Source organism: uncultured Brevundimonas sp. (assembly GCF_947305955.1).
Lineage (GTDB): Bacteria > Pseudomonadota > Alphaproteobacteria > Caulobacterales > Caulobacteraceae > Brevundimonas.
This window is the reverse complement of sequence record NZ_CAMZFB010000018.1, coordinates 31,200-47,060: the sequence shown is the minus strand read 5'-3', so window position 1 is coordinate 47,060 and position 15,861 is coordinate 31,200. Positions and strand designations below refer to the sequence as shown.

General features: G+C 60.4%; 15 protein-coding genes. 10 read left to right on the top strand and 5 right to left on the bottom strand.

Annotation, left to right across the window (positions count from 1 at the left end; genetic code table 11):
- Nucleotides 1–173 precede the first annotated feature (173 nt).
- From Q0Y42_RS06590 to Q0Y42_RS06580, 3 genes are all read left to right on the top strand, one after another.
- A complete protein-coding gene (locus Q0Y42_RS06590; protein ID WP_297801499.1) occupies nt 174–1,268 on the top strand; it encodes a hypothetical protein in 1,095 nt (364 codons plus the stop codon).
- A gap of 3 nt (nt 1,269–1,271) precedes the next feature.
- Nucleotides 1,272–1,655 carry a hypothetical protein gene (locus Q0Y42_RS06585; protein ID WP_297801495.1) on the top strand — a complete coding sequence of 128 codons (384 nt, stop codon included), beginning with the start codon at nt 1,272–1,274 and terminating at the stop codon, nt 1,653–1,655.
- A 1,160-nt stretch (nt 1,656–2,815) separates the two neighbouring features.
- Nucleotides 2,816–3,331, top strand: coding sequence for a PH domain-containing protein (locus Q0Y42_RS06580; protein WP_297801493.1), 516 nt, complete (start codon nt 2,816–2,818; stop codon nt 3,329–3,331).
- Nucleotides 3,332–3,399: 68 nt separating this feature from the next.
- Here Q0Y42_RS06580 and Q0Y42_RS06575 read toward each other — a convergent pair whose 3' ends face one another.
- Nucleotides 3,400–4,050, bottom strand: coding sequence for an outer membrane beta-barrel protein (locus tag Q0Y42_RS06575; RefSeq protein ID WP_297801490.1), 651 nt, complete (start codon nt 4,048–4,050; stop codon nt 3,400–3,402).
- 252 nt (nt 4,051–4,302) lie between these two features.
- Here Q0Y42_RS06575 and arr point away from each other — a divergent pair, with 252 nt between their 5' ends.
- Entirely contained in the window at nt 4,303–4,725 is a 423-nt protein-coding gene (gene arr, locus Q0Y42_RS06570; protein ID WP_297801487.1) for an NAD(+)--rifampin ADP-ribosyltransferase, read from the top strand.
- A gap of 62 nt (nt 4,726–4,787) precedes the next feature.
- Here the strand turns inward: arr and Q0Y42_RS06565 are convergent, their stop codons facing one another.
- Complete coding sequence (locus Q0Y42_RS06565; protein ID WP_297801485.1) at nt 4,788–5,387, bottom strand: porin family protein; 600 nt, start codon at nt 5,385–5,387, stop codon at nt 4,788–4,790.
- 207 nt (nt 5,388–5,594) lie between these two features.
- Here Q0Y42_RS06565 and Q0Y42_RS06560 point away from each other — a divergent pair, with 207 nt between their 5' ends.
- The 6 genes from Q0Y42_RS06560 to Q0Y42_RS06535 all read left to right on the top strand — a co-directional run bounded on the left by Q0Y42_RS06560 (nt 5,595) and on the right by Q0Y42_RS06535 (nt 11,637).
- Nucleotides 5,595–6,089, top strand: a complete 495-nt coding sequence (locus tag Q0Y42_RS06560; RefSeq protein WP_297801482.1) for a GAF domain-containing protein — start codon at nt 5,595–5,597, stop codon at nt 6,087–6,089.
- Nucleotides 6,086–6,979, top strand: a complete 894-nt coding sequence (locus tag Q0Y42_RS06555) for an ROK family protein (protein WP_297801505.1) — start codon at nt 6,086–6,088, stop codon at nt 6,977–6,979. Before Q0Y42_RS06560 ends, Q0Y42_RS06555 begins: the two co-directional genes overlap by 4 nt.
- 45 nt (nt 6,980–7,024) lie before the next feature.
- Entirely contained in the window at nt 7,025–7,843 is an 819-nt protein-coding gene (locus Q0Y42_RS06550) for a CoA ester lyase (protein WP_297801480.1), read from the top strand.
- A gap of 63 nt (nt 7,844–7,906) precedes the next feature.
- A complete protein-coding gene (locus tag Q0Y42_RS06545; RefSeq protein WP_297801478.1) occupies nt 7,907–9,973 on the top strand; it encodes a capsular polysaccharide biosynthesis protein in 2,067 nt (688 codons plus the stop codon).
- A gap of 133 nt (nt 9,974–10,106) precedes the next feature.
- On the top strand, nt 10,107–11,249 hold the full coding sequence (locus tag Q0Y42_RS06540; protein ID WP_297801476.1) for a beta-ketoacyl-ACP synthase III: 1,143 nt from the start codon (nt 10,107–10,109) through the stop codon (nt 11,247–11,249).
- Nucleotides 11,250–11,349: 100 nt separating this feature from the next.
- Complete coding sequence (locus Q0Y42_RS06535) at nt 11,350–11,637, top strand: hypothetical protein (protein ID WP_297801473.1); 288 nt, start codon at nt 11,350–11,352, stop codon at nt 11,635–11,637.
- Between the two features lie 81 nt (nt 11,638–11,718).
- On the opposite strand, the gene Q0Y42_RS06530 is transcribed toward Q0Y42_RS06535, so the two are convergent.
- The 3 genes from Q0Y42_RS06530 to ppdK all read right to left on the bottom strand — a co-directional run bounded on the left by Q0Y42_RS06530 (nt 11,719) and on the right by ppdK (nt 15,845).
- On the bottom strand, nt 11,719–12,255 hold the full coding sequence (locus Q0Y42_RS06530; protein WP_297801472.1) for a porin family protein: 537 nt from the start codon (nt 12,253–12,255) through the stop codon (nt 11,719–11,721).
- A 125-nt stretch (nt 12,256–12,380) separates the two neighbouring features.
- Nucleotides 12,381–12,932, bottom strand: coding sequence for a porin family protein (locus Q0Y42_RS06525; RefSeq protein WP_297801470.1), 552 nt, complete (start codon nt 12,930–12,932; stop codon nt 12,381–12,383).
- 222 nt (nt 12,933–13,154) lie between these two features.
- The gene (ppdK, locus tag Q0Y42_RS06520) at nt 13,155–15,845 is read right to left on the bottom strand and encodes a pyruvate, phosphate dikinase (protein ID WP_297801468.1); all 2,691 of its coding nucleotides are present in this window, start codon (nt 15,843–15,845) and stop codon (nt 13,155–13,157) included.
- Between the last annotated feature and the right edge of the window lie 16 nt (nt 15,846–15,861).

Here is a 15,861-nt window from a genome sequence, read left to right as displayed (position 1 = left end):
AAGGACAAAAGTGCGCCCGGTAGAAACCCAGCCCGCGGCCGTCGCCCCCCCCCCGCGCAATAACTGAGTGGCCCTTCAAGCCCACGTGCTAACCAGCACCAACGGGGGGGTGTTGTTTAGAAGTTTAGACTACAAGCATTGACAACACTCTATCTGTTATGGCCTCTTACAGCATGCGTGGATTTACCCCTTTTTCGATCCGGCTGGCTCCTGCGACCAGAGCCAATCTTGAAGCGATACAGCGTGAATGGTCTGCACAATCAGGCCAAAAGATCACCCTTGCCCAAGTCGTCGATCGGCTACTGGAAGGCCCTGCTGCACGCGGAGACCTTGCGACTGAGGTCGACGAGCTGAATACGGATCCTCTACGCACGATCCGGCAAATCAATGAAAAGCTAGCCTCCCATTCGCCTTATCGACGATCCGAATGGCTCTTCATCGCTGAGCAGATCCAGGAGGACATCGATAGAATTCCTTCGCATCAGGCAACTTTTGACGCCTCGCTATGGAGCGCAGTTTACGACGCCTTGATTCTTCTCGCCGGCCTCTTCACTTCAGCATCGCCGGTTCTACGCTATGTTGCTTCGAAAGCTACTAATAGCGTCAGCGATGGCGATGAAATCGATCCAAGCTCGATCCAAAGGGCGTTAGCGGTAGAGAAGGCCAAGTTCTTATCGCATCCCTGGCCTGTAAAGGATCTATACGTCGCACGCGCCCTGCACGTGTCTCTTCGCGATGGCGGCATCGCAATCGATGAACCAACCAAAATTCCAGATAGCGATATCGAAAAAGCTCTGGCCAGCGTTAAGAGCCAGCTCACAAAGCTGGCAACTAGAGCTATTGTCGATCACGAAGAAACCCCGCTACTTGGATCGATATTCAATAGCTCGCTGAGCTCATTCCACTTTTCTACCGAACTTGTGTCTGTCAGCGCACGACAAACCGAGAGAGGCGATCTTAGCTGCGGCCTGATATTGGGAAACAGTGATTTAAGCTTGCAGCTGTCACTGAATGGTTATGGCCAGATCGCAGACTTAAGCGAATGCCTTGCCGCCAGCGGCCTATCAAAAGTTCGCAAATGCAAAAATTATGAGGTCCGCACTCCATATAGAGAAGGTGAGAAAACCTTCCTATCAATAGTTAATGGCGGAACCGCATGGTTGAGCGACCAATGCGTCCACGACCTACGCACGGGGCTCTCCGAACTTCTGATGCACGAAGAATGGTCTGAACATCTAGCCCAGCTACGTAATGCATACGGCCGCTAGCTCATGACCATTAAAAGCAATGGGAATACAAAATACAATATTGATAGAGACACTCCTCTATCTCTTAAGACTGTTGCCGAATTATTTTTTCCAGATGGAAGCATAACTCGCAATAAGCTAAAGAAAAAAGTTGAAGACGGACTTCTCGTAGCTTGGGACATAGGCGGAGAATTACTAACTTCGCGCGTAGAAGTAGAGAGGATGTTAGAAAAATGCCGCGTGACACCCAGCCGCCTAGACTATGGTATCGCAAGCCCAGACCCCAAAAATCGGGAAGAAGTGCAGAAAAAGGGGCCTACTACATCCTCTATAACGGACGCCAAATTAGCACGGGATGCGGCCGTAATGACCGCGCAACGGCTGCGACAAAGCTTGCGCAGTTCATAGTAGAAAGTCACGCAGTCCCAAGACGCAGAAGGTGCATCGAAGACATCCCCATCGGCGATGTTCTTACGCTCTATCTCCAACAAGTCGTCCCTAAATTGGCCACCGCCCAGAAAGCCGCAGGACGCTGTGAGAGGCTTGCAAAATGGTGGGGTGACAAAAGCCTCTCAGAAGTTACGCGCGGCACCTGCGAACAGTTTACCGCAACCAAGACCCCTGGAGCCGCTAGGCGAGAGCTTCAGGATCTACAAGCCGCAATCAACTACCATCACAAAGAAGGCCTTCATCACGCCGATGTACGTGTGACCTTGCCTCCTGCTGGGGCTCCAAGAGAACGTTGGCTAACTCGCGAAGAAGTAGCGCACCTAATCCGCGTCTGCCGCAACACCAGAGAAATTCAGAAAGGGATACCGACTGAAAGGCGACCACTACGCCATTTGGTCCGCTTCATTCTTTTCGGGCTCTACACAGGATCACGGCCAGGCGACATTCTCGCAGCATCATTCACCGCAGCGCCAGGTCGGAGTTTCATCGACCTTGAAGCGGGCCTCTTCTACAGAAAGCCAGCGGGAAAAGTCGCGACGAACAAGCGACAGCCCACCACCCCTATTCCGCGCCGACTTCAGGCACACTTACGTAGGTGGAGAGCCCTGGGGGCTCAGAACGTTGTAGAATTCGAAGGCAGTTCCGTAAAATCAGTCAAAAATGCTTTTAACACATTGATCCAAAACGCTAACTTACCTGAAGGCATCATCCCCTACACCTTGCGACACACCTGTGCGACTTGGAAAATGCAAGCTGGAGAGCCTGCTTGGAGAGTCGGAGGTTTCATTGGCACAAGCGAAGCAATGATCATAAAGCACTATGGCCATCATAGCCCATCCGGGCTTCGAGAAACCGCAGAAGTCGCCACCCAACGACTACCCAACGCTAAAGTCCCCGTAAGACGCGAAAACCCCGCGTTCTCACCACAGTTTTAAAAGAAAAGCGGCTTCTCAATGCTAGTACAGCGCGCTCATAACGGTCTGGTTGGGGGTTCGAGTCCCTCCACGCCTACCACCCTCCCCTCTCGTTAAGTCATAGACTTGGCTGCGATATTTGCTCGCTCAAGCTTGTGGCTGGGGCACGGCTGTGGTCCTGTCGGCTAAAGGCCGGAGGGACAGATGACGACATCCACGAATTTCAGCTTCAGCTCAAAGCTGCAGATCTATTATTTCCTGTCAGGTGCCCTGACGCTGGCAGTCACCGTCGTCGGCATTCTGGCCCTGCCGGTGTGGGCCTTCGTCGGCACCTGGTGGGCCAAACGCTATTACGAACACCTGCGGCTGGAACTGACCGAGCGCAGCGTGGTGGTCGGCAAGGGCGTGTTCTTCAAACGCGAACTGACCATCCCGCTGGACAAGATCCAGGACATTTCGATTTCGGAAGGGCCGCTGCTGGCCAAGTTCGGCCTGCTGGGCCTTCGCATCGAAACGGCGGGACAGCGCAATGCTGCAACCGGCAAGTCCGAGGCCGATCTGATCGGCGTGGAAAACGCCCGTCAGGTGCGCGATCTGATCCTCGCCCGCCGCGACGCTCTGGCGGCATCGGATGGGCCGGCCAAGAGTGACATCGGCACGATCGATCTGCTGACCGAGATACGCGACAGCCTGAAACGGATCGAAGCGAAGCTGGGATAAGCTCCATAAACAAAGCCCCGACCGCCACTTGGCCGTCGGGGCTTTTTCATTTCAGGTCAGGCCCGAAATCAGAAGTTGAAGCGCATGCCAGCGCTCAGCACGTGGGCCGAGGTGTCAACCGACAGCGAGTCACCATCAATACCGTCCTTGCCGGTCGGGGCCGACAGGTAGCGGTAGCCGAAGTCAAAAGCTGTCTTTTCGTTGATGTCGTAGATCAGGCCGGCCTTCACCTGCCACATGAAGCCGTTGTCGTCGGCCGAACCGGCGAAGTCTGCATCCGGCACGGCCAGCTTGTACTCGACCTTGCCATAGCCGATGCCCGCACCGGCATAGAGGGCGGTGTTGGCCGAGCGATAGAACTCATAGTTGGCGTTGGCCATGACGCCGTAAACCTTGGTGCCGATGTCCAGCTTCACGTCTTCTTCGAAGTAGTCCGACAGGATATCTTCGAAGGTGCCGACGTCCACGTCGGTGTCCAGATAGACGAACTCGCCCTCAACCGACCACTTGTTCGCGAACTTGTGGCCGAAAGCAGCGCTGGCGAACACGCCGGTTTCGAGGTCCAGGTCTTCCTTGTAGCTATCGCCGTCCAGAACCAGGTTCAGGTCCGACTGACCAGCAAAGTTCAGGCCCAGGTTGCCTTGAATATAGTTGCCCGATTGAGCGAGAGCCGGAGAAGCCATCAGGGCGAGAGCGGCAGCCGAAGCCAAAACAGTCATTTTCATATCGGTAAATATACCTAGAGTTGAAAGGAAGCGTCTCTCTAGGTGCCAATTCCTACCGACTGGTTAATCGGCGTTATTTATCAACAGGTTGTAATGTAGATAAACATTCGCCCAAGGGCTGCGCGTCGCAAACCCCCAAGATACCGGTCCGTTTGACCTTAGATGGTGGCAAACCAGACAGTTTCAAGAACTGGTAGAACGACGGTTTTTCCTATTGCCTGCCCGCTCTGGCACGGAGCGAAAACCATGACGCAACAAATGTCCCCCACGCCCTTCAGGCAGGCGTTTTTCCATGGCACGCGGGCAGATTTGCAGGTCGGTGCGCTGATCGTGGCCGGTAATGCGTCAAACTATGGCGCAGGCCATGCGGCGGGCCACAACTATTTCAGCGGCACGCTGGACGCCGCCATCTGGGGTGCCGAACTGGCCAAGGGAGAGGGTGCTGGAAGGATCTATGTCGTCGAACCTACCGGCGATCACGAGGATGATCCCAATCTGACCGACCAGAAATTCCCTGGCAATCCCAGCCAGTCTTTCCGGTCCCGCGCCCCGTTGCGGATTATCGGCGAGGTTGTGGGCTGGCACGGCCATCCCGAGGCGCAGATTGCGTCGATGAAAGCCCATATCGACGAGCTGGAAGCTGCAGGTATTCGGGCTATGGACGACTAGGTCCATAAACAAAGAGCCGGCCCCTTTCGGAACCGGCCCTTCAATCACGCGGTCAACCGGCCTTAGAAGGCGCGGCGCAGACCGACGGTCAGGGTGTGGAACTTGCCAGCTTCGCCCACCGAGCCGACTTCCGGTGCCACCAGATAGCGGTAGCCGATGTCGAGGGTGGTCTTTTCGTTCAGTTCGCGGGTCGCACCGGCCTTGAGCTGCCACATGATGCCGGTGTCGTCCGACGAACCGTAATCGCTGCCTTTAGGCTTGTACTCGACTTCGCCGAAGCCAACGCCAGCGCCGACGTAGGCTGCGTTCTTGCCCGAGCGATAGATTTCGTAGTTGGCGTTGGCCATCAGACCCAGGGTGGTCATGTCGTAATCAAGCACCATGGACATGGGCGAGATACCCATGAGCTTGATGCGGCTGCCTTCCAGTTCGGCATCAGCGTAAACCAGTTCGCCTTCAATCGACCACTTCGGTGCGATCGACTGACCATAGGCAACGCTGACCAGATAGCCGTTGTCGGCGTCTTGGTTCATAAAGTTGGAATCGAACTCGCCACCGACAACACCGCCCAGGTTGGCTTGAATATAACGGCCCGACTCTTGGGCAACAGCCGGCGTGGCAAGCAGGGCTGCGCAAGCCGCAGCGACAGTAAGCATCTTCATAATCTGTACTCAAAACGAGGAGGAAGGAGCGACGCCATTCACGAAAAATAGCTAAGCTTAGATTAAGTCCTTGAGATTACGCTGTTTTTCCAATTCTCAGCACAACCCGCCCCGGCCGCGCTCGGGCATGAAAAAATACAGGCCCGGCATTTCGCCTTAGGCTTCGCGTCCCTATGTTTGCGCCTCCACCACAGGATTAAAATTCGCATGTCCTACATCGCCCGTGACGACCGCCCCGCCGACAAGGCCGAACGCTATGCCGAGGTCGAGGCTGAAATCCTGGCGGTACTGGATGGCGAGACCAATCTGACGGCCAAGATGGCGACGGTGTCGTCCATGCTGTCGGACGCATTCGAGGCCTTCTTCTGGACCGGCTTCTATGTGGTCGATCCCCTGAAGGAAAACGAGCTGGTCGTCGGCCCGTATCAAGGCACGCTTGGCTGCCTGCGCATTCCGTTCACGCGCGGTGTCTGCGGTGCGGCGGCGCTTCAGGGCAAGACCCAGCTGGTCGAGGACGTCCACGCCTTCGAGGGCCACATCGCCTGTGACAGCCGATCCCAAAGCGAGATCGTGGTGCCGGTGTTCGACGCCGACAAAAAGCTGATCGCCGTACTGGACGTGGATGCCACCGAGAAGGCCGCCTTCGACGCAATCGATCAGGAATGGCTTGAGCGCCTGATGGCCAAGGTCTTTGCCGCCTGATGCGTATCGGGGTCGATTTCGGCGGGACGAAGATCGAGGCGGCGGCCATCGATGACGCGGGCGGTTTCGCCGCCCGTATCCGCCGCCCCAATCCCGGCCACTATGACGGCGCGCTCGAAACCGTGAAAGCGCTGGTGGCCGAGGTCGAGGCCGAGGTCGGGGCCACACGCTCCATCGGCATCGCCATTCCGGGGTCGCCCTCGCCGCTCACGGGCCTGATCCGCAATGCCAACAGCCAGTATCTGAACTGCCGCCCGTTCCAGGCTGACCTGCAACAGTATCTGGGTCGCCCCGTGCGGCTGGCGAACGACGCCAACTGTCTGGCCCTGTCCGAAGCCGTGGACGGCGCGGGCGAAGGCCATTCATCGGTCTATGCCGTTATCCTCGGCACCGGATGCGGCGCAGGGCTGGTGATCGACGGCAAGCTGGTGGAAGGCCGCCACGGCGTCGCCGCCGAAATGGGCCACAATCCCCTGCCCTGGCCGACCCTTGACGAAGTGCCCGGCCCTGCCTGCTGGTGCGGACAGTCGAACTGTCTGGAGACATGGATTTCCGGCAGTGGCTTCGCCCGCGCCCACCATGCCGCAACGAACCGCAACTGGACGTGTGAACAGATCATCGAGGCCGTCCGCACGGGAGATGAGGCCGCCAAGGCGGAACTGGACCTGCTGCGCGACCGCGTGGCACGGGCACTGGCGGCCGTGGTGAACCTTGTCGATCCGGAGATCATCGTGCTGGGCGGCGGCCTGTCGAACGTCGCAGAGCTTTATGACGGTCTGAACGAGGCCATCGCCGCCCGCGTCTTTTCCGACATCTGGAACGCCGCCGTCGTGCCGGCCCGCTGGGGCGACAGTTCCGGCGTGCGGGGTGCGGCGAGACTTTGGGAATAGCGCCCGCTATGGTCGGGCGAACCTGATTTTCCCAGCGAGTCGCCCATGAAAGTCCGCAGCGTCCTCTACCTGCCCGCCAGCAATGCCCGCGCTATTGAAAAGGCGCGCACACTGGACTGCGACGTGGCGGTGCTGGATCTCGAGGATGCCGTCGCGCCCGAAGCCAAGGCGGAGGCCCGCGCCGCCGCCATCGAGGCCGCCAAGGCCGGTGGCTTCAAACCCAAGCTGGCCGTCCGCATCAATGCGCTGGACACCGAATGGGCCGAGGACGACCTGAACGCCCTCAAGGACGCGCCCGTCGATCTGGTGGTCGCGCCCAAGATCGAGAACGACCAGCAGGTCAAAGCCATCAGCGACGTGCTGCGTCTGGACCAGCGCCTGTGGGCCATGATCGAAACGCCCGCCGCCCTAATCGACCTTAAGGATATCGCCTCTGCGGGCGGCATCCTGTCGGGCCTGATGCTGGGTGTGAACGATCTGGCCAAGGAGATGAAGACCGGCCCCTCGCCCGACCGCGAACCGTTCAAGCCGTGGCTTTCATCGCTGGTCGCTCACGCCCGTGCGAACAAGCTGTTGGCCATCGACGGCGTGTTCAACCGCATCAAGGACGAGGAAGGCTTTGCCGCCGAGGCCGCACAGGGTCGGCTCTATGGCTTTGACGGCAAGAGCCTGATCCACCCGTCCCAGATCGCCCCCGCCAACGCGGCCTTTGGCCCCTCGCCCGCCGAGGTGGAGTGGGCGCAGAAGGTCGTCGCCGCCTTTGCCGCGCCGGAGGCCGAGGGCCTCGGCGTCATCCGCGTGGACGGCGAAATGGTCGAACGGCTGCATCTGGAACAGGCGCAGGCCCTGCTCGCCGGTCTCTGATTGCCCACAGGTCGACGCCCGCGCCATCTGGCGCACCGGCCAAGCCCCGCCTAGACATAACCCATGATCGAAAACGCCCCCGCCAACGCAACGCGCCGCCCGACCGCATGGGTCTGTGCGCCGGGAGTGTTGAAGGTGCCCCATCTGGCGACCTTCGTGGCCGATTACGACATCCGCAAGCTGCCGTCCGCCGATGTGGCTGTAGTGATGGGCTGGGGGATGAAACCCTCGGCCAATGTCGGGCGCAAATGGGCGGCTAAGAATGGCAAACCCTATGTGGCGCTGGAGGACGGCTTCCTGCGCTCGGTGGGTCTGGGCGAGAGCGGCGCGACCAGCCTCAGCGTCGTCGTCGATGATCTCGGCATCTATTATGACGCCACCCGCCCCAGCCGCCTTGAGGCCCTGATCGATACCGCGCCGCAGTGGTGTGATGCCGCCATGGCCGCCCGCGCCCGCGCCCTGATCGAGCGCATGGTCGAGAGCCGCATTTCCAAGACCAATATGGGCGTGGCGCTCGACCCTTCCGTGCTTCAAGGCCGACCGCGCGTTCTGGTGGTGGACCAGACCTATGGCGATGCCTCCATCGCCTATGGATTGGCCAATGAGGCCCGCTTTGCCGAGATGCTGGCCGCCGCGCGCGCCGATCATCCCGACGCCCAGATCATCGTCAAACGCCACCCCGCCGTGGCCGCAGGGCGCAAACAGGGTTGCATCCCCGCCGATCAACTCTCAAACGTCACACTTATCGACACCGACGTGCGCCCTGCCGAACTGCTGGATGCGGTGGATGCGGTCTATGTCGTGACCTCGGCTCTGGGCTTCGAGGCCCTGCTACGGGGCAAGCGCGTGACCTGTTTCGGCGCGCCCTTCTATTCCGGCTGGGGCCTGACGCAGGATAAGGTGCTGACGGGCCGCCGTGGACAGCCGCGCACGGTCGAACAGGTCGTGGCCGCCGCCATGATCCGCTACACCCGCTATGTCGATCCGGTGACGGGCCAGCCGTGCGAGGCCGAGGCCGCACTGGAACGGCTGATTTCGCTTCGTGATCGCGCCGAGCGTCTGTCCGGTCATTGGTCTGCTGTCGGCTTTGCCCCCGCCAAACGCCCGCCTGTGCGCCGCCTGTTGAACAGCCCCAAGGGGACGGTGCGCTATTTCTGGCGTTCATCCTCAGCCCTTGCCGACGCCCGCGCCAACAACGGCAAGCTGATCTGGTGGGCGGGCAAGGAAAACCCGATCATCCGCGCCGCCGCAGATGCCTATGAAGGCCCGACCGTTCGCATGGAGGATGGCTTTATCCGTTCGCGCGGACTGGGCTCCGACTTCTTTGGGGCGCTGTCTGTCGCTCTGGACGATGAGGGCGTCTATTACGACCCGCGCACGCCCAGCCGTCTGGAAAGCCTGATCGCGGGCAATGCCCTGTCACCGCGCCAGTTGGAACGCGCCCGTGCCTTGCGCGAGAAAGTCGTCGGGGCGGGCCTGTCGAAATACAATCTCAAGGGCGCGGCCCTACCCGCCGACTGGCCCAAGGACAGAGACATCCTGCTGGTCGTCGGTCAGGTCGAGAACGACAAGTCGATCCTGACCGGATGCGGCGATATCCGTACCAACTCCGGCCTCGTGAAAGCCGCCCGCGCGGACTATCCCGACGCCTTCCTCATCTATCGCAACCACCCCGACGTCACGTCCGGCAACCGTCCGGGCCTGCTGGATGCGGCGGCGATGGAGGAAGTGGACGCCGTGGCCGATGATATGGACATCATCGACCTGCTGAACGCCTGCGAGCGACTGGCGACCCTGACTTCGCTTTCGGGGTTCGAGGCTCTGATGCGGGGCAAGGCCGTCAGCGTCTATGGCCGTCCCTTCTATGCCGGATGGGGCCTGACCGAGGACCGTATGACGTTCGAGCGACGCGGTCGGCAGATCACGCTGGATGAGCTGATCCACGCCGCCCTGATCGACTATCCGGTCTATGTCACGCCGAATGGCTGGCCCTGCGAGGCCGAGGATCTGGTCAACATCCTGATCGCCGCGCGCGACACCCCCCTGCCCGCCCCGCCGCGCGGGCGTATCCGACGTTGGTGGCGCGGCATCAAGGCAAGTCTCGACCGCAGCCTCCCGCCGTCTTATTGATAGACTCAAACATTTACATAAGCCCGCTCACCTGACGGACAGAAGTTCGCCGCAAACACCGGACATGACCTGAGACAACAGGTTAACCGCCCCCAAAAGCGAACCGCGCCAGCGAGCGTGAGGAAGAAACGAAGTGCATAAAGCCGTCATCGCCGCCACCGGCCTCTACACCCCCGAACAGTCGATCTCGAACGACGAGCTTGTGCTGGCCTACAACACCTGGGTCGATCAATGGAACGCGGCCAATGTCGCCGCCATCGAAGCCGGTGAGGTCGAGCCGAAATCGCACTCTTCCAGCGCCTTCATCGAAAAGGCTTCGGGCATCAAGAGCCGCTTTGTCATGGACAAGGAAGGCATTCTCGATCCGTCGCGCATGGCCCCGCGCCTGCCCGCCCGCAGCAATGACGAAATCTCCATCCTCGCCGAAATGGCCGTAAAGGCTGCCGAGGATGCCATTGCCAAATGGGGCAAGCCGGTCAGCGAGATCGGTGCCGTGATCTGTGCCGCATCCAACATGCAGCGCGCCTATCCGGCGATGGCCATCGAAGTCCAGCAGGCGCTGGGCATCGAGGGCTTCGCCTTCGACATGAACGTGGCCTGCTCCTCGGCAACCTTCGGCATCAAGACCGCCGCCGATCTGGTCGCCAACAGCGACAAGGCCGTGCTGATGGTCAATCCGGAAATCTGCTCGGCGCACCTGAACTTCAAGGACCGCGACAGCCACTTCATCTTCGGTGACGTGGCCACCGCCGTCATCATCGAGAACGAGGCCAAGGCTGACCCCGGCGGCTGGAACATTCTGGGCAGCGCGCTCAAGACCAGCTTCTCGAACAACATCCGCAACAATTTCGGCTTCCTGAACCGCACCCACCTGCCGACCGACACGGCCGAGCCGATCCCGTCGGACGGCCTGACCGACAAGCTGTTCGTCCAGCAGGGTCGCAAGGTGTTCAAGGAAGTGGTGCCGATGGTCTCGGAGATGATCGTCGAAGAAGCCGACAAGCTGGGCATCGACCCGCAAAGCCTGAAGCGCCTGTGGCTGCACCAGGCCAACATCAACATGAATCACCTGATCGCCAAGCGCGTGCTGGGCCGCGAGCCGAGCGCCGAAGAGAACGTGATCATCCTCGACGAATACGCCAACACCTCTTCCGCAGGGTCAATCATCGCCTTCCATCTGCACAACGATGGTTTCGAAACTGGGGATAAGGGCCTGATTTGCAGCTTTGGGGCTGGCTATTCTGCCGGCACCGTAGTTGTTGAAAAGCGGGCATAATCTTGCCGCTTTCTGTGAGCGCCCGCCGTGGCGCTTGCACTGTTCGGTTTTTTTTGCAATCCCTATGGGACTGAAAATTTATCGGGGTTGGGATCCGGTAATGACGACGACGATGGAAAAGAACCCTTCGCCATGGGCGGAGAAGCTTAAAGATCCGCTGGCACATGATATTGCCACGGTGCTTCACCGCATGGGTGGATCAGCCCATCAGGACATGGTGATCAACTGTGTTGCCGCCATGAAGCGTCAGCGCGGCGAGTCGGTGACCCAGGACCTGAAGTCCAAGATCATCGAAGTGTTCGAGCGCTATCGCGACTTCTTCATCCGCCCGTTTGGCGAAGGCTCGCTGCGCTGGGCGATCGCCCCGGAAGTCCTGCACACGATCTGATCTCATTGGATCAACCGGATATGCAAAAAGGCCCGCCTCTTTCGAGGCGGGCCTTTCGCATTCCTGGACCGTTATACGATCTTAGAAGCGACGGACGTACGAGACGCTGTAGGCGTCGCCGCTTTCGCGGTCGTCGCGGAAGTCACGACGGGTCCAGTCGGCGCGGATGCCGTTGTCCTCGTTCATCTTGAACTCGGCACCAGCACCGTACGACCAGTGGTCACCGCCAACGTCGGTGGTCACACCGGCGATCTCGCGCTTCATTTCGGTGTGGCCGTAGCCACCGCGAGCGAAGACTTCAAAGTTCTGGCCGACCGGGATCTTGCCGACGACATAGCCAGCAGCGTCCCACTCGTGCTTCAGGGTGCCTTCAGCGCCGAGGATCGAGAAGTCCTTGTCTTTCACACCGACACCGACTTCGGTTTCGACAGCGAGGTAACGGTTCAGCTCGATACCCATGCGGCCTTGGACAGCACCGGTGTAGGCGTCTTCGAGGTAGCTGTAGCCCAGCGAGCCGTAGCCACGGGCATTGTCCATGCTCCACGGCGAGGTCGATTGAGCCATGGCCGGAGCCGAAACAGCGGCAGCAGCGGCTGCCAGCAGGATGATCTTACGCATAGTGATACTCCATGGTTGGGTCCGAGGGGCGCTTTGCGAGCGCCTCCCCTGCCCCGATCCGTCATTGGGGGAGGAAACCCCGCCCGCGGACAGATCCACGCGGGCGGAGGCAGTCATTCAGCCGATTAGAAGCGGCGGACGTACGACAGCGAATAGACGTCCACTTCGCCAGCATCGCTGTCGGTAAAGTCACGACGGGTCCAGTCACCACGGACGCCGTTCTGGGCATCGAAGTAGAAGTTGGCACCGGCACCGTAGTTCCAGCTGGTGCCGTCAGCTTCACGCGAGAAGCCGCCCAGTTCCGACTTGATCTTGGTCGTACCGTAACCACCGCGGGCAAACAGCTCGAACTGGTCGTTGATCGGCAGGGTACCTACGACATAGGCCGCAGCGTCATACTCGTGCTTGATCGAGCCATCGACGCCAGCGATGGTGAAGTCGTCGTCGCGAACGCCGAACGAAGCTTCGCCCTCAACGCCGAAGTTCTTGTTGAACTTGGCACCGAAACGGCCGGTGATGGCACCGAGGTCACCATCCGATTGATCCAGCTGCGAATAGCCGAGGGTACCGTAGTAAACCGGACCATCCTGGTAAGCAGCCGGCGCGGTTTGAGCAACGGCGGCACCGCCAAAAGCAACAGCAGCAACGGCACCAGCAGCGATAACAAACTTACGCATATTATAGTCTCCTAACTGGAGTTGAACTAAAGGCGAGAACGCCCCTCGTTCCAGCTCGGACAACAAAACGGCTCGCCCTCACTGGCGTTCCCTATGAATTTACATAACCAATAATAGTGTGCGCAACTGAACACATACAGCGTTCGGCCAAAAGTGTCAGAATTTGGCAATAAAAAAGGCGGCCCGTTGGACCGCCCTTCTTATTAATACTTGAGACGAAGCTTAGCGGTCTTTTTCACGCGCTACGCCCGACTTGGTCACAAGAGCAGCCTGAGCGGCGGCCAGACGGGCGATCGGCACGCGGTACGGCGAGCAGGACACGTAGTCCAGACCCACTTCCTCGCAGAAGGCGATCGAGGCCGGATCACCGCCGTGTTCGCCACAAATGCCCATCTTCATGCCCGGACGGACGCCATGGCCACGTTCCTCGGCGATGCGAATCAGGTCGCCCACACCGTTCGTATCGAGGCGGACGAACGGATCGTTCTCGAAGATGCCCTTGTCCAGATAGGCCTGCAGGAAGCGGCCCGAGTCATCGCGGCTGATGCCGAAGGTGGTCTGGGTCAGGTCGTTAGTGCCGAAGGAGAAGAACTCGGCATGCTCGGCCAGATCAGCAGCACGCAGAGCTGCGCGAGGCAGCTCGACCATGGTGCCGACGAGGTATTCGACGCTGTCGCCAGCCTCGGCAAACACGGCCTTGGCGGTGTTGTCGGTCAGCTCGCGCAGGTACTTCATCTCCAGGCCCAGCGCGACCAGCGGGTGCATGATCTCCGGGATCGGAGCCAGACCGGTGGCCTTCTTGACCTCCAGAGCGGCCTCCAGAACGGCGCGGACCTGCATCTCGTAGATTTCAGGATAGGCGACACCCAGACGGCAGCCACGGTGGCCCAGCATCGGGTTGGTTTCGTGCAGTTCCTTGGCGCGGTGCTTCAGCTTGGCCGCGTCCAGACCCTGCGAAGCGGCCAGTGCGTCGATTTCAGCCTCGGTGTGCGGGATGAACTCGTGCAGCGGCGGGTCGAGCAGGCGCACCGTCACCGGCAGGCCCGACATGATGGTGAACAGTTCCACGAAGTCCGACTTCTGGAACGGCGCGATCTTGGCCAGAGCCGCACGGCGGCCCGCTTCGTCGTCCGACAGGATCATTTCGCGCACAGCGGCGATACGGGTGTCGTCGAAGAACATGTGCTCGGTGCGGCACAGGCCGATGCCCTCGGCACCGAAGCCGCGAGCGGTCTTGGCATCCAGCGGGGTTTCGGCGTTGGCGCGGACCTTCAGGCGGCGCACTTCGTCGGCCCAGCCCATCAGGGTCTGGAAGTCGCCGGTCAGTTCAGGCTCGATCATCTGGACAGCGCCGTCCAGAACCTCGCCCTTGCCGCCGTCGATGGTGATGATGTCACCGGCCTTGAAGGTGCGGCCACGCACGGTGAAGGTGCCCGACTTGTCGTCGATGCGGATTTCACCAGCGCCCGAGACGCACGGACGGCCCATGCCGCGTGCGACCACGGCGGCGTGCGAGGTCATGCCGCCACGGGCGGTCACGATGCCGCGTGCGGCGTGCATGCCGTGGATGTCTTCCGGCGAGGTTTCGTCACGTACCAGAATGACAGCATCGCCGTTCTGGGCGGCGCGCTCGGCCTCGTCGGCGTCGAATACGATCTTGCCCGTGGCCGCGCCCGGCGATGCCGGCAGGCCGTTGGCGATCACGTTGCGGACAGCCTTCGGGTCGATGGTCGGGTGCAGCAGTTGGTCGAGGGCAGCGGGCTCGACGCGCGAAACCGCTTCCTCGTGCGAGATCACGCCCTCAGAAGCCAGTTCCACGGCGATCTTCAGCGCCGACTTGGCGGTGCGCTTGCCGTTACGGGTCTGCAGCATCCACAGACGGCCCTGCTCGACCGTGAACTCGATGTCCTGCATATCGCGGTAGTGGCTTTCCAGACGGCCGACCACGTCGACGAACTGGGCGAACACTTCCGGCATGGCTTCTTCCATCGAGGGAGCGGTTTCGCCCATTTCCTCGCGGCCAGCCTTGGTCAGGGATTGCGGGGTGCGGATACCGGCCACCACGTCTTCGCCCTGAGCGTTGATCAGGAACTCGCCGTACAGCTTGTTCTCACCGGTGGACGGGTTGCGGGTGAAGGCCACGCCCGTGGCCGAGGTTTCACCCATGTTGCCGAAGACCATCGACTGGACGTTGACGGCAGTGCCCCAGCTTTCCGGAATGTCGTGCATGCGGCGATAGAATTTCGCGCGGTCGTTCATCCACGACTCGAACACGGCACCGACGGCGCCCCACAGCTGATCCTTGGGATCTTGCGGGAAGGGCTTGCCCAGCTCGCGCTCGACCAGCGCCTTATAGTCGGCGACGACCTTTTCCCAGTTCTCGGCGGTCAGTTCGGTATCGACCGAGACGTGCAGACGCTCCTTGTGGTCGTCCAGCACTTCCTCGAACAGGTCGTGGCCGAGGCCCAGCACCACGTTGGAATACATGGTGATGAAGCGACGATAGGAATCGTAAGCAAAGCGGCGGTCGCCCGACAGCTTGGCCAGACCTTCGACGGTCTGGTCGTTCAGGCCGAGGTTCAGCACGGTGTCCATCATGCCCGGCATCGAGGCGCGTGCGCCCGAGCGGACCGAGACGAGCAGCGGGTTCTCGATCGAACCGAAGGTCTTGCCGACCACGCCTTCAACCTTGGCAAGGGCTTCCTTGACCTGAGCTTCCAGATCAGCCGGATAGCTCTCGCCATTGGCATAGTAGTAGGTGCAGACTTCCGTGGTGATGGTAAAGCCCGGAGGGACAGGCAGCCCCAGCGAGGACATCTCGGCCAGGTTCGCACCTTTGCCGCCGAGAAGGTTCTTCATCGATGCGTCACCGTCAGCGGAGCCTCCGCCGAAACCGTACACCCACTTGGTCATATTTCAGTTCCTGAAC